Origin of the sequence: Streptomyces sp. CB02056 (genome assembly GCF_001905545.1) — a bacterium.
Classification (GTDB): Bacteria; Actinomycetota; Actinomycetes; order Streptomycetales; family Streptomycetaceae; genus Kitasatospora.
In genome coordinates this window covers 167,085-179,708 of sequence record NZ_LIPD01000009.1, presented here as the reverse complement: position 1 = coordinate 179,708, position 12,624 = coordinate 167,085, and the positions used below count along the sequence as shown (strand labels likewise).

General features: G+C 74.8%; 14 protein-coding genes. 5 read left to right on the top strand and 9 right to left on the bottom strand.

The features are described 5' to 3' along the window. Positions 1 to 3 precede the first annotated feature (3 nt). The 3 genes from AMK13_RS46445 (at position 4) to AMK13_RS24875 (ending at position 2,458) form a co-directional block, all read left to right on the top strand. A complete protein-coding gene (locus tag AMK13_RS46445; RefSeq protein ID WP_380717442.1) occupies positions 4 to 591 on the top strand; it encodes a DUF742 domain-containing protein in 588 nt (195 codons plus the stop codon). A 2-nt stretch (positions 592 to 593) separates the two neighbouring features. Further along, positions 594 to 1,184 carry a GTP-binding protein gene (locus tag AMK13_RS24880; protein ID WP_074004152.1) on the top strand — a complete coding sequence of 197 codons (591 nt, stop codon included), beginning with the start codon at positions 594 to 596 and terminating at the stop codon, positions 1,182 to 1,184. 140 nt (positions 1,185 to 1,324) lie between these two features. Then, positions 1,325 to 2,458, top strand: coding sequence for an FAD-dependent monooxygenase (locus tag AMK13_RS24875; RefSeq protein WP_074004151.1), 1,134 nt, complete (start codon positions 1,325 to 1,327; stop codon positions 2,456 to 2,458). Between the two features lie 27 nt (positions 2,459 to 2,485). Here AMK13_RS24875 and AMK13_RS24870 read toward each other — a convergent pair whose 3' ends face one another. From AMK13_RS24870 to AMK13_RS24840, 7 genes are all read right to left on the bottom strand, one after another. Further along, positions 2,486 to 3,136: a DUF4328 domain-containing protein gene (locus tag AMK13_RS24870; RefSeq protein WP_074004150.1), complete on the bottom strand. Its 651-nt coding sequence runs from the start codon at positions 3,134 to 3,136 to the stop codon at positions 2,486 to 2,488. A gap of 30 nt (positions 3,137 to 3,166) precedes the next feature. Continuing rightward, the gene (locus AMK13_RS24865; protein WP_074004149.1) at positions 3,167 to 4,375 is read right to left on the bottom strand and encodes a hypothetical protein; all 1,209 of its coding nucleotides are present in this window, start codon (positions 4,373 to 4,375) and stop codon (positions 3,167 to 3,169) included. A gap of 171 nt (positions 4,376 to 4,546) precedes the next feature. Next, positions 4,547 to 5,365: a serine hydrolase gene (locus AMK13_RS24860; protein ID WP_049654454.1), complete on the bottom strand. Its 819-nt coding sequence runs from the start codon at positions 5,363 to 5,365 to the stop codon at positions 4,547 to 4,549. Positions 5,366 to 5,449: 84 nt separating this feature from the next. Beyond that, the gene (locus tag AMK13_RS24855; protein ID WP_074004148.1) at positions 5,450 to 6,106 is read right to left on the bottom strand and encodes a DUF1707 SHOCT-like domain-containing protein; all 657 of its coding nucleotides are present in this window, start codon (positions 6,104 to 6,106) and stop codon (positions 5,450 to 5,452) included. A 126-nt stretch (positions 6,107 to 6,232) separates the two neighbouring features. After that, complete coding sequence (locus AMK13_RS24850) at positions 6,233 to 7,636, bottom strand: cytochrome P450 (RefSeq protein WP_074004147.1); 1,404 nt, start codon at positions 7,634 to 7,636, stop codon at positions 6,233 to 6,235. A 162-nt stretch (positions 7,637 to 7,798) separates the two neighbouring features. Next, entirely contained in the window at positions 7,799 to 8,080 is a 282-nt protein-coding gene (locus AMK13_RS24845) for a hypothetical protein (protein ID WP_049654447.1), read from the bottom strand. A 228-nt stretch (positions 8,081 to 8,308) separates the two neighbouring features. After that, the gene (locus AMK13_RS24840) at positions 8,309 to 8,914 is read right to left on the bottom strand and encodes a TetR/AcrR family transcriptional regulator (RefSeq protein ID WP_074004146.1); all 606 of its coding nucleotides are present in this window, start codon (positions 8,912 to 8,914) and stop codon (positions 8,309 to 8,311) included. 256 nt (positions 8,915 to 9,170) lie between these two features. On the opposite strand from AMK13_RS24840, the gene AMK13_RS24835 reads away from it, so the two are divergent. Together AMK13_RS24835 and AMK13_RS24830 are read left to right on the top strand one after the other, a co-directional pair. Further along, a complete protein-coding gene (locus tag AMK13_RS24835; RefSeq protein ID WP_198959439.1) occupies positions 9,171 to 10,319 on the top strand; it encodes an MFS transporter in 1,149 nt (382 codons plus the stop codon). Positions 10,320 to 10,384: 65 nt separating this feature from the next. Further along, positions 10,385 to 10,774: a nuclear transport factor 2 family protein gene (locus AMK13_RS24830; protein ID WP_074004145.1), complete on the top strand. Its 390-nt coding sequence runs from the start codon at positions 10,385 to 10,387 to the stop codon at positions 10,772 to 10,774. A 299-nt stretch (positions 10,775 to 11,073) separates the two neighbouring features. Here the strand turns inward: AMK13_RS24830 and AMK13_RS24825 are convergent, their stop codons facing one another. Both AMK13_RS24825 and AMK13_RS24820 read right to left on the bottom strand, forming a co-directional pair. Further along, on the bottom strand, positions 11,074 to 12,117 hold the full coding sequence (locus AMK13_RS24825; RefSeq protein ID WP_074004144.1) for a phosphotransferase: 1,044 nt from the start codon (positions 12,115 to 12,117) through the stop codon (positions 11,074 to 11,076). Between the two features lie 34 nt (positions 12,118 to 12,151). Further along, positions 12,152 to 12,601 (bottom strand): nuclear transport factor 2 family protein, encoded by a 450-nt coding sequence (locus AMK13_RS24820; RefSeq protein ID WP_074004143.1) that lies wholly within the window; start codon positions 12,599 to 12,601, stop codon positions 12,152 to 12,154. Between the last annotated feature and the right edge of the window lie 23 nt (positions 12,602 to 12,624).

The following is a 12,624-nucleotide window of genomic DNA, read 5'->3' as shown; positions in this document are numbered from 1 at the left end:
AGGGTGGAACCGTACGGGAACGACGCCTGGGGGGACGGCCTCGACGACGGCCGGCAGGCCGACCCGCGACCCGGTCCGGCCTCCGGTTCGCCGTCCGGCCCGCAGCCCGGCTCTCCGTCCGGCCCGCCCTCGGGCCGGCAGTCCGGCTGGGACGACTCCTGGCGGCGCGGCACCGTGCCGCACTGGAGCGAGCTGGAGGACGACGCGGAGGAGGAGACGGGCAGCATGGTGCGCCCGTACACGATCACCCGCGGCCGGACCGCGCCCGAGCGCGACGACCTCACCCTCATCACCGTGCTCACCACGGTCGAGGAGGAGGCCGACGCCGCCCTGGCACGGGGCAGCCGCGCCGGTGCCCGCGGCCTCCAGCCCGAACACCGGCTGATCCTCGAACGCTGCCGGCGCCCGATCGCCGTCGCCGAGGTGTCGGCGGGCCTGGACCTCCCGGTCTCGGTCACCAAGATCCTGCTGGGCGACCTGGTCGCCCAGGGCCTGCTGAAGGCCCGGGCGCCGCTGTCGGTGGCCCGGGCCGCCGGCGGCGTGGACCTCGGCCTGCTCACGGCCGTACGCGAAGGACTCCGGAGACTCTGAACATGGCAACTCCCCACTCCGCCACCGACGCCCCCGCCGCCCCGGCCGCCGTCAAGATCCTGATCGCGGGCGGCTTCGGCGTGGGCAAGACCACCCTGGTCGGCTCGGTCAGCGAGGTCGCCCCGCTGCGCACCGAGGAGTACCTGACCCGGGCCAGCGTCGGCGTCGACGACCTGGCCGGCGTCGACCAGAAGACCACCACCACCGTCGCCCTCGACTTCGGCCGGATCACGGTCAGCCCCGAGCTGGTCGTCTACCTGTTCGGCACGCCCGGCCAGGAGCGCTTCTGGTTCATGTGGAACGACCTGGTCAACGGCGCCCTCGGCGGGATCGTCATCGCCGACACCCGCCGGCTGGAGACCAGCTTCGCCTCCATCGACTTCTTCGAGAGCCGGGGCATCCCGTTCGTGGTCGCGATCAACTGCTTCCACAACACCAACACCCGCACCCCCGACGAGATCCGCGCCGCGCTCGACCTCGACCCGCAGGTGCCGATGCTGCTCGGGGACGTGCGCGAGCGCGCCTTCGGGCGGGACCTGCTGCTCGCCCTGGTCGACCACCTGATGGAGCTCGCCGCCACACCCGTCGGCTGAACCGGCCCCGGCCGGACCGACATCCCGGCCGACCCTTCCCCTCGACCGCCGTGCCCGCTCGGCCGGACCGGCTCCGGCCGGGCCCCGCACCGCCCCCGCACCCCCGCACCTCCTGTGAACTTCCTTTCGGAGCCCCCCTCATGAACAGACCCCTGCGCGTCCTCGTCAACGGCGGCGGCATCGGCGGCCTCACCCTCGCGACCGCCCTCGCCGAGCGCGGCCACCAGGTCGACGTCGCCGAGCTGCGCGAGCAGTTGGAGGCCCTCGGCGTCGGCATCATCCAGCCGTCCAACGCCCTGCACGTGATGCGCGAGATCGGCGTCCTGGACGACTGCCTCGCCGCCGGCTTCGAGTGGGAGGTGCTGACCATCTGCGACCCGGCCGGCGCCACCCTCGCGAAGATCCCGCAGCCCCGGATGGGCGACGCCCCCTCCAACAACGGCATCCCGCGCCCCGCGCTGGCCCGCGTCCTCGCCGACGCCGCTGTCAAGGCGGGCGCCACCCTCCGCTTCGGCACCACCATCGGCACCCTGCGCGAGGACGCCCACGGCATCGAGGCCGCCCTCACCGACGGGCAGGTCGGCCGCTACGACCTGGTCGTCGGCTTCGACGGCATCGGCTCGCCGCTGCGCCGCCACCTGTACGGCGAGAAGTACGCCCCCGAGTACACCGGCTTCGCCAACTGGCGTGTGACCGTCCCGCGTTCGCCCGAGGTGCGGGGCGTGGTGATGTCCTCCGGCAACCTGAACGCGAAGGCGCTGCTCACCCCGATCAGCGCGGAGCAGATGTACCTGGGCTCGGTCTTCGCCGAAGCCGAGGACTTCCGCCCCGACCCGGAGCGCGCCCACGAGCAGCTGCGCGAGCGGCTGGCCGGCTTCGGCGGCCCGATCGCCGAGGCGCTGGCGCAGATCACCGACCCGGCCGCCGTGGTCTACTCGCGGATCTCCCAGGTCACCGTCGAGGAGCCCTGGCACGTCGGCCGGATCGTCCTGGCCGGCGACGCCGCCCACGCCTCCACCCCGCACCTCGCCCAGGGCGCCGCGATGGCCGTCGAGGACGCGCTCGTGCTCGCCCAGAGCCTGGACGCGGAGGACACCGTCCCGGCCGCCCTCACCGCCTGGGAGGCCCGCCGCCGCCCGCGCGCCATGTGGGTCCAGGCCCTGTCCCGGGCCGTCCTCAAGCAGGAGACGGGCACCGCGACCACGCCGGAGGAGGACGAGCTGCTCAAGGTCGGCATCCCCGGCGCGGCGCACGTCCTCGTGCAGCCGTACTGACGGCCGCGGTTCCGTCCGACGGCGGATTCAGCGGCGCGCTTCGGCGCGCCGCTGGGTCTGCCAGGTACTGACGCGGTGGATGGTGTGGACGATGATCGCTCCGGCGACCACGTCGAGCACCGCGCTGGTGGTGGACAGGGTCACGAGCCGGCGCAGGTCGTCGACCGTGTCGAACTCGTCCTTGAGCAGGTTCACGTACCCGTTGCCCACGTAGGTTCCGACCAGCAGCGCTCCCCACCACACGGCGAGCCGCGCCCGGGGAGCCGACCGCCCGGGCGCACTCGCCTTCCAGACGTCCGAGACGACCTGGTACGGCACCCAGAGGTTCGCCACCGGGGTGATCCAGCCCGCGAGCACCCAGGCCCGCGCCCGGCGCTGGCTGCCCGGGCCGCCCAGCGCCTCGGCGTTGAGCCGGGCCCGCCACATCCACACGGCGAACACCGCGTAGACCGGGACGAGCAACAGGAACCACCGCGGCCCCCTGACGGAGTCCCAGAAGTCGGCGGCCGCCGTGAACTCCGCCTCCGTCGCCCTGCCCGCGAGGGCGTCCTGGACGACCAGGTAGACGCGCCAGTCGGCCGCGGCGAGCAGTATGTCCCCCGCCACCATCGCGAGGATCAGCAGCGACGCCGCGGCACCCCATCCGACCACGGCCCTGTGCTGCTTCGACCTGTCCATGCTTCCCCCTCTTCCTGTCGGGTCACCGATTCACCACAGACCGGCCAGCTGCAGCACCCGGTAGCCGAGCCAGCCCGGCAGGGTCAGCGCGACGGCCAACCCCACGCCCGTCAAGTCCGCCTTCCTCGTCGCGAGTTGGGCTCGCCAGGTCATCGTCCGCCGGGGCCGCCACCCGGTGGCCGCCAGGGCCGTCCGGATGGCGTGGGCCAGGTGCACCGTGGGCGTCTGCGGCGTGGTGAGGCCCACCCGCTCCATCCACGCCCACGGCCCCTTGCGTTCCACCACCGGGAACACCCGGGGCGTCCAGTGGCCGTCGAAGGCGATCACGGCGCCGATCCAGTGCTCACCCGTGACCGCCTCCCTCGGCAGCACCGGGGTGGGCAGGCCCTCGTTCAACTGGTCGGCCAGCTCGGACAGTCCGCGCGGGGCCAGCAGGACGAGCTTCCCCGGCGGCTGGGTGGCCCGCGCCTCGCCGATCTCCCAGCGCAGCCCCTCGCCCTTCCCCAGGCGCAGGACGATCAGCTGGGACAGGTCCATCAGCTGCCGCACGGTGCCCTGCCAGTCGTCGAGCGGCAGGTAGAACCGGGCCGCGCCCAGGAGGGGCAGGGGTTCCCCCGGCCGCCCCACCGCGATCACCGGTCCGACGGCGCCCAGCGCGGCGGCGAACTGCTCCTCCCGGCTGTGGAGGTTGATCTCCGCGGCGTCGTCCACCCGGGCGGCGGTCATATCGTCGTCGAAGCTGCGCAGGTAGAGCACCGGCCTGCGCCCGTCCCGCAACAGGGCCTGGGCCGCCCCGCGGGCGGCGAGCGGGCGGGTGCGGCGCAGGACCAGCAGTCCCGCCGCCCCGGCCGCCACGCCGCCGACCAGCACCCCGAGCGACACCGTCAGGCCCATGCCCTCGCCCCGCTCCGAGGCGGCGACGGCAACGGTGCCGCCCCCGAACAGCAGGTACCCGGCGCCGTTGGCGATCCGGACGGCCCACCGCCACCGCGGCTGTCGCGCGCCGAAGCGGTCGACGAGCCCGACGAGTTCGGCGACCCCGGACCGGCGCCGGTGCCGCAGCCACAGGGCGGGCCCGAGCAGTGCCAGGGCGATCGCCCCGCACCAGAGCGCACCGGCCCTGCTGGCCTCGACATCCACCCCCGTGCCGACGTTGACCAGCAGGTGCAGCGCGACGTAGGCCGCGGCGACGGCGGTCGCCGTGACCCACCGGGCGAGTATGCGTAGACGGGACGACACTTCAGCCCACCCCCGACCGCTTGAGCAGGACGCCTCAATCGGATACCGCAACCGACCGATCATCATGCGCGCACGATCGGTTACGGTTTGGCGCCGAACACCAGAACGGGGGCGGTCCGAAGCCCGACGGGGAGCGCGGCGAACGCACCGGCCACGCGGGGCCGGTACGGATCAACCCGCCGAGCGGAGCGGCGCAGGACCGGCCGAGGGCACCGGGCGGGCCACCGGCGCCGGGCGGCTGATCTGGTCCCGGCGGTCCCACACCGCCTTGGAGACGCGGGCGAGCAGGCGGGCCGCCGGGTCGGTGCGGTCCGTGCCGTCGGCGAGCGGGCCGGTGTAGCAGACGGCGATCAGGTAGGGCGGGCAGTCGGCCGGCTGGACGAGGCCGACGCCGAGCCGGGCACCGGGGACCCAGCCGTTCTTGAAGGCGATCCGGGTGTTGGAGGGGAGGCCGGCGGCCAGGTCCACCCGGAACTCGTTGCACTCGAGGAGGGCGAGGAGTTCGGGCTCCCCGGCGAGCGAGCGCAGCAGCCGGACCAGGTCGCGGGCCGTCACCCGGTTGTGCACGCCCTGGGCGCGCGCCGCGTAGTCCTCGATCCCGCGCGGGGTGGAGCTGTGGGTGGCACCGGCGCGGCGCCACACCTCGGTGACGGCCTGCTGGGTGGTGCGGGCCAGGCAGATGTTGGTGGCCAGGTTGGAGGAGTGGGTGATCATCCGCTCGGCGAGCAGCCGGAGCGGCACGTGGGTGCCGACCAGTTCCCAGGGCAGCGGATCGCTGTCCCAGTCCGGGTCGTTGCCGAACTCGCCGCCCACGACGGACTCGAAGCGGTTCACCACCGGCACCTCGGCGTCGAGGTTCGCCCCGCCGCGGCAGAGCGCGGCGAGCACCGCGACCTTCATCGTGCTGGCGGCGTCGTGAAGTTCGTCCGGATTGTGGACGAACACCGGCTCCGCTTTTCCCGCCCAGGGGGCGACCACCACAGAGAGCATGGAGGAAGGGTAGGGGAGGTCGGGGCCGGAGCTCGACGGTTGCGGCGTACGACACGAAACCGCCTCCGCCGCCATGACGGACCGTCAGTCACCGGGTGGCAGGGCCAGGGGCTTCCTGAGCAGCCACTGTCCGGCCGTCCGCCGGGGCCGGCGCACGACCACGCGGCCGTGGCGCTTCCTGCCGACCAGTTCGATCCGCAGCGTGACCGGCGCACCGTGGTCCGGCGCCCGGCGGTTCCTGATCCGGCTGAACTCCAGGGCCAGGCCGTCGGCGTCGACCACGATGCCCGGCCCGGTGATCAGGGTCAGGGTCTTGCCCTCCATGTCCAGGTCGATCTGCAGGGTGTCCTGCGTGATCACCGCCTCGGTGAAGTCGAGCGTCACGTCGCACCACTCCACGAAGAGCTCCAGGCGTCGCGGCACCACCCAGCGCCCCTCCCGCCTGACCCGGCTCCACCGCTGGTCGATCGTCAGGACGTCCTTGACCTCCGCCACCACCCCGCCGGGGGCGAGCGAGACGGGCGGCAGGTCGGTGGTGAGTCCGGCCAGGTCGCCGATCGTCCGCGCGGACAGGGCGGCCTCCAGGCGCTCGTCCAGCTCCTCCGAGGTCAACCGGCCGTCGCCCGCCGCGATGCGCAGCAGCTCGGCCACCCGGTCCCGGTCGGCGTGGGAGGCCCGCATCGCGGACTCCTGGCCGCGGGCGGCCTGCTGCCCTGCGGCGGGCACGATCTCTCCCGGCATACTTCCCGTCCTGAACTCGGCGATGGTCTTCGCGCGTTGGGGTCAGCGGCGCGGACAGGAACTCACGATATATCGCGATAGGGTTTCCCGCCAGACCGGTTCGGCCGACCTGTTCGACGGGCCTGTTCAGCGGGCGGGCTCGCCCGCCGCGGCCCGCGGCTCGACCAGCATGCGGATGTCGTCGGCGGCCCAGAGCACGAACCGCTCGACCGGGACCACCCGGTGGCCCGGCTCCGGCCGGAAGCGCAGCCGCTTGAGCAGCACGGCCAGCAGCACCTGGGCCTCCACCACGGCCAGGCCCTCCCCCTCGCAGGCGCGCGGCCCCAGTCCGAACGGGATCCAGGCCAGCCGGGGCCGCCCCGCCGACTCCTCGGGGGTGAACCGCTCGGGCCGGAACCGCTCCGGCTCGGGCCAGTACGCGGGGTTCAGGTGGACGGCCCGGATCGGGAGGAAGACCACCGCCCCGGCGGGGACGACGTACCCGCCGACGGCCAGCGGCCCGGTGGTCAGCCGGGCGCCGTACGGGCCGGGCGGGTACCGGCGCAGGGACTCGCGCAGGACCATCCCCAGGTACGGCAGCCGGCGCAGGTCGGCGTGGTCGGGCACCGGGCGGTCGCCGAGGACGCGGTCGAGCTCCTCGGCGACGCGCGCGGCCGCCGCCGGGTGGGCGGCGAGCAGGTGCAGGGTCCAGGAGACGGCGACGCCCGTGGTGTGGTGGGCGGCCAGCATCACCGCGAGGACGGTGTCGCGAATCCGCGCGGGGCTCTCCCCGGCCTCGACGAGGGCGCCGATCAGGTCACTGCGGTCCCTACCGCTGCCGTCCCCGCCGCTGCCGTCCCCACCGCTCCGGCCGCCGGGGTGGCCCCGGTGGTGCGCGGCGATCACCCGGTCGACCGTCGCCCGCAGTCGGGCGAGCGCCCGGGCGGCCCGTTCGGCGCGCTGCTCCGGGGGCTGCTCGGACGGCACCCGGTAGAGGCGCTCCAACTGGTCGGTGAGCACCGCCTCGAAGGCCTCGACCACACCCTCCGGGTCCTCGATCCCCCCGTCCGGGTCCTCCGTCCCGCCGTCCAGGGCGTAGCCGCAGATCATCCGGAGGGAGAGCCCGGTGAGTTCCCGCTGGAGCTCGACGGCCTGACCGGCGGGCAGGGCGGCCCAGCGGTCGGCGAGCCCGGTCGCCAGGGCGGTGAAGCGGGCGAAGTGCCGTTCGTGCGAGGGCCGTCCGGCGAGGACGGTGAGCAGCAGCCGGCGCCACGGGCCGTGCTCCCCGGCCGGGAGCACCTGGAGGTTGCCCGCCTCGAACAGCGGGTCCAGGAACGAGAACAGCCCCGGCGGGCGCTCGTCGAGGTGGGCCACGGCCTCCAGCAGCACCGGGTCGGCGATCGACACCGCGGTTTCGGCCCCCGGCAGTTGGAACCGCACGACGGGCCCGTACTCGGCGTGCAGCCACAGCTGGTAGTCGTGCAACCCGCCCGCCCGCGCGATGGCGCCCACCCCGCCGTCCGCTCTCGGCTCGGGACCGGGGATCTGCATCGGACCTCCTGGGGTGCCTTCCGGGGATCGTTCCGCGGCGCCTTTGTACGAACCGGGGCCTTCCTGTGCCACGGGACGGCCGGGGCGGTGTTCCGTACGGAGCACCGCCCCGGCCCCTTTCCGTCGCGCGGCCGGCGGGCCGGCCTCAGTTGACGAAGTGCCTCAGTTGACGAAGTAGCTGAACCCGACCGTCGCCGCGGTCATCCCGGCTGCCACCTCCCGCGTCACCGTCCCCTGACAGTTCGGCGCGGAATACACGTCGACCGTCACGTTCGTGAGGTTCTCGACGACCACCGGCGACACGGTCGGGTAGCACCCCCGCGCCGGATTCTGGTGCGTCACACCGTTCACCACCAGAACCCCCGTAGCCGCCTGTGCGGGCACGGCGAGTGCGAGCACTCCGGCGGCGGCCAGCATCCCGACCGCGGCAATCCGACGACGCATGACTGTTCTCCCTTCCGAGGGCGCACATCGGTTACGGCACCCTTCCGGGCCATGAATTCCCCCACCGCCCTGTCCATGTCAGAAATCCCGCCGCAAATCCCCCGAACCGAGGACAATGCCCGGCGCGGCATTCGCCCGCGGTCCGCCGGGAGTGGAAAGTCGGACCCGCCGACTTTCCGCGTCCTTCCACGCTCTTCCGCAAAGGACGGGACGACCGCATGGCGGGGGTCACGACTGCTCGGGGAGCCCGCCTCCGGCGGTCGGCAGCGCCCGGACGGCGCCGGCGATCTCGGCGCGCAGCCCGTCGAGGGTGTGGTCGGGGCCGAGGATCATGCGGCGGAGCTGGGGCATGGCGAGGCTCCAGCCGACCATGCCGAGCGTGAGGAACAGCCGCGCGCGGGCCTCGTCGCCATCACCGCCGCTGTCGCCGTCGTCGCCGCTGCCCGCCGGCCGCGCCGCCCGGATCTTGTCCTGGTAGTGGCGGGTCCGGTCCGCTTCCCCCGGAACGGGCTCGTCGCCGAGTTCGAGGGCCTCCCAGAGCAGCAGCCGCAGGGCCTCCGGGTGGTCGCGGTGGTAGTCGAAGAGCCGCTCGGCGTACGCCGCCAGGTCCTCGTCGCCGGGCGGGACGGCCTGGGCGAGGTCGGCCATGAGGCGCTCCAGGACGGCGGCGAAGAGCCTGTTCTTGTCGCCGAAGTAGTCGTAGATCGCCCGCTTGTTGGCCTGGGCCTGGGCGGCGATGCGGTCCACGCGGGCGCCGGCCACGCCGTACGCGGCGAATTCGGTGGCCGCCGCCGTGAGGATCCGCTCTTTGGTTGCCGTCGAGTCGTACGCCATGGGCCGATGGTAACGAACCGGTTCGTTTGACGATCCCGCGGCGGTCTGGCACGCTCACGGCGAGCATTCGAACCATCTAGTTCGTTCGGTTGGAGTCACGATGCCCCGGATCGATCCGGCTGTCCTGCCCGAGCCCGAGCCACCCGCGGCCCCCGCGCCACCCGGGCCCACACCGCCCGCGACGCCGCCACCGGAACCCACGCCACCGGAACCCACGCCCCGGCCCGCCGCCACGGGCCGGCGGCTGCCCCTGGTGATGGCGCTGGCCTGCGGCGTCAGCGTGGCCAACGTCTACTTCCCGCAGGCCCTCACCCCGCTCGTCGCCGACGGCCTCGGCATCGCACCGGGCACCGCGGCGAACCTCGCCACGGTCACCCAACTCGGCTACGCCGCAGGGATCTTCCTGCTGGTCCCGCTCGGCGACCGGCTCCCCCGCCGCCCGCTGATCACCGTGCTCCTGGTCGTCACGGCCTGCGCGCTGCTGGCCGCCGGGCTCGCCCCAGCCGCCGGCCCGCTGGTCGCGGCCGGCGCGGTCGTCGGCCTCGCCACGGTGGTCCCCCAGCTGCTCATCCCGCTGGCCGCCGGCCTGGTCGCACCCGACCGGCGCGGCGCCGTGATCGGCACCCTCCAGGGCGGCCTGATCGGCGGCATCCTGCTGGCCCGCACCTTCGGCGGCGTCCTCGGCGAACAGCTCGGCTGGCGCGCCCCCTACCTGGCCGCCGCCGCCCTCACCGCACTGCTCGCACTCGCCCTCGGCCTGGCCCTGCCCGCCGCCCCGCCCGCCGTCCGCGACCGGTACCCGGCCCTGCTCGCCGACACCGTCCGGCTACTGCGCACCGAACCCGCCCTGCGCCGCTCCGCACTCGGCCAGGCCGCGCTCTTCGGCGGCTTCAGCGCCACCTGGACCGCGCTCGCCCTGCTGCTCACCGGCCCGCCCTACCGGCTCGGCGCCCAGGCCCTCGGCCTGCTGGCCCTGATCGGGGCGGCGAGCATGTTCTGCGCCCCGGCCGCCGGCCGCCGGGTCGACCGGCACGGCCCGGACCGGGTCAACGCCTGGTGCACCGGCGCCACCCTCGCCGCGGCCGCGGTGCTCGCCGCGGGCGGCACCGGCGGCACGACGGGCCTCGTCGCACTGGCCGCCGGCCTCCTGCTGCTGGACCTGGCCGTGCAGTGCGGCCAGGTCGCCAACCAGGCCCGGATCTTCGCACTGCGCCCGGAGGCCCGCAGCCGGCTGAACACCGCCTACATGACCTGCTCGTTCCTCGGCGGCAGCGCCGGCTCCTGGCTCGGCATCCGCCTCCACGCCCAGCTCGGCTGGCCGGGGGTGTGCGGCCTCGTCGCGCTCACCGCGGCCGCCGCCCTGGCCGCCCTGCGGACCGGGGTCAGGGCCGGGGCCGGTCGCTGAGCCGCTTCCAACCGCTTCCACCAAACCACCACGTCACCGTGTCACCACATCCCGAAGGAGTTCCCATGACGTTCCCGGCCATGCCGCCCGCCGTCCTCCAGTTCTTCCGCGCCTCCCAGGAGGGCGACGCCGACGCCTGGGCCGAGTCCTTCGCCGAGGACGGCGTCTTCCACGACCCGGTCGGCGCGCCGCCGATCACCGGCCGCCCCGCGATCCACGCCTTCATCTCCTCCGTCCTGCCCGGCTTCCGCCCCTTCCTCGGGCTGACGCCGCTGGAGGCGCACACCGTCGGCAGCCACGTCGCCGTCTCCTGGCGGGGCGCGGCCGTGGCCCTGGACGGCAAACCGGTCAACTGGTCCGGCATCAACGTCTACGAGCTGGACGACACCGGCCTCATCCGCGAGGCCCGGGCGTACTTCAACAGCGCCGTCTTCCAGGCCCAGCTCACCGGCTGACCGTCCGGGGCGGACCTGATCGTGGGCCGGCCCGCGATCAGGTCCGCCCCGGGAGGCCGTCCAGCCAGCGACGCGCCACCGGGCCCAGCGGCGGCTCGTCCGGGTCGTCCAGCGCGCCCTGCGCCACCCACGCGGTGAACCGCCGCAGCACCCGCGGGCGGGCATCCCGGCGCCTGGCCGGTGAGGAACGGCGGGACGAGGCCCTCGGGTTCGGTCCATCCGCCCACGAGAACCAGGCCCGCCTCGGCGAGGGCGGTCCGGGGGTCTGCCGTCCACGGGTTCGTCCGCCCCACCCGGCCTCAGTCGCCGAGCAGGCGCAGGGCCTGGCGCAGGTTGTGCTCGGCGATGGCGGCCATCGCCTCGCGGGCCGGGAAGGGCCCGTCGAGCAGGCGCAGCGGTCCCGCCGTCAGCGAGAGGCGCTGGGCCAGTGCGTAGAGGGCGAGCCGGTCCTCGTCGAGGCCGTCCGCCGCCAGCGGCCGGTAGTCGGCCCGGGGCAGGCGGATCCGCAGGAAGACGTGCTCCCACTCGACGTCGAAGTACATCGTGCCCTCGATGTCGATCAGCACCGGGCGGTCGTCCGCGTCCACCAGCACGTGGTCGGGCCCGAGTTCGCCGTGCACCACCGGGTACTCGGCGCGCGGGCGCACCGCCGCCGCCAGGGCCCGCAGCCGGTCCGCGCACCGGTCCCGGGCTTCCGCGATCCGGGGGTCGCGCGCGGCCGCCTCGGCGAGGTCGCGCAGCGCGCGGTCCAGCACGACGCCCTCGCAGGACGGCCCGTGCGACGCTCCTCCGCCGTCGACCACCGCCACCTTCCCGTAGCGGGGCGCCCGGTGGCCGCGCATGGCGCCCAGTGCCTCGCCGAGCCGGGCCAGGACCGGGGCGGCGGCGTGCGGGTCGCGGGCGAGCAGCTTCTCCAGGCTCTCGCCGGGGACGTCCTCGACGATCGCGAGGTCGGCCGTGCGGTCGGCCGGGTCGTCGGCCGGGTCGTCGGCCGCGGGAGCGGCCGTGCCCGGGGCACCCCCGCCGTCCCGGTCCGTGGCGCGCTCGACGAACCGGAGCGCCGGGACCCGGACGCCGAGCGCGTCCAGCCGCGCGTGCGCGGCCTCGAACAGGTCGAGTCCGAGGCCGGGCGAGAACGGGTCGGCGAGGTCGTCGTCGCCCTCGGACGCCGGCCAGTAGTTCTCGGTCCGGTCCCAGCGGTAGGCGATCGCCGTCGTCCCGTCGTCCATCCGCAGGCGGTAGACGCCCTTCTTACTGCCGCCCGCCAGCCGCTCGACCGCTTCCAGCCGCCGCCCGCCGCCCAGCGCGGCCCGCGCCGCACCCGCCAACCGTTCCCGCACCACTGCCCCGCCCCTCGTCGTCCCGGTCGGCGGCACCCTACCGCCGCAGGTGGCGGCTCACGTCGCCGACCAGGGTGATCCGCACCCGCCGCTCGGCGAACCGCCACCGCCCGTCCTCCCCGCGCGCGAAGCGGTCGTGGTACCGGCCCCCGGCGATCGCCTGCAGCGGAAGCCCGGGCAGTGCCTGCAGCACGGTGACGTAGGAGCGGGCGACCGCCGTCCCCGCCGGCTCGTCGACCTCGACCGCCACGTTGGTGGTGACGTGCTGGGTCCGCGGTGTCCCGTCGGCGTGGATGATCACCGTCTCCCGGAACATCGCCTCGATCGCCTCGCCGCCGCGCACCGGCGCGCCGCTGCCGACGAAGACGGCGTCGGCGAGCAGGGCGCCGAGGCCCGCGAAGTCGCCGTCGTCCACGAGTTCGGCGTAGCGCGCGATCAGGTTCTCGATCGCCCGGTGGCTCGGCACCGGATCGACTGGCGCGGTCATGGTCTCCCCCGGGGCCGGACGGC

Bases quoted from the DNA above. Each gene is read 5' to 3' on its own strand.
- AMK13_RS24850 (WP_074004147.1), bottom strand. From the start codon at position 7,636: ATGCAGATCCCCGGTCCCGAGCCGAGAGCGGACGGCGGGGTGGGCGCC.
- AMK13_RS24835 (WP_198959439.1), top strand. From the start codon at position 9,171: ATGGCGCTGGCCTGCGGCGTCAGCGTGGCCAACGTCTACTTCCCGCAG.
- AMK13_RS24875 (WP_074004151.1), top strand. From the start codon at position 1,325: ATGAACAGACCCCTGCGCGTCCTCGTCAACGGCGGCGGCATCGGCGGC.
- AMK13_RS24870 (WP_074004150.1), bottom strand. From the start codon at position 3,136: ATGGACAGGTCGAAGCAGCACAGGGCCGTGGTCGGATGGGGTGCCGCG.
- AMK13_RS24830 (WP_074004145.1), top strand. From the start codon at position 10,385: ATGACGTTCCCGGCCATGCCGCCCGCCGTCCTCCAGTTCTTCCGCGCC.
- AMK13_RS24860 (WP_049654454.1), bottom strand. From the start codon at position 5,365: ATGCTCTCTGTGGTGGTCGCCCCCTGGGCGGGAAAAGCGGAGCCGGTG.
- AMK13_RS24855 (WP_074004148.1), bottom strand. From the start codon at position 6,106: ATGCCGGGAGAGATCGTGCCCGCCGCAGGGCAGCAGGCCGCCCGCGGC.
- AMK13_RS24845 (WP_049654447.1), bottom strand. From the start codon at position 8,080: ATGCGTCGTCGGATTGCCGCGGTCGGGATGCTGGCCGCCGCCGGAGTG.
- AMK13_RS24820 (WP_074004143.1), bottom strand. From the start codon at position 12,601: ATGACCGCGCCAGTCGATCCGGTGCCGAGCCACCGGGCGATCGAGAAC.
- AMK13_RS24840 (WP_074004146.1), bottom strand. From the start codon at position 8,914: ATGGCGTACGACTCGACGGCAACCAAAGAGCGGATCCTCACGGCGGCG.
- AMK13_RS24880 (WP_074004152.1), top strand. From the start codon at position 594: ATGGCAACTCCCCACTCCGCCACCGACGCCCCCGCCGCCCCGGCCGCC.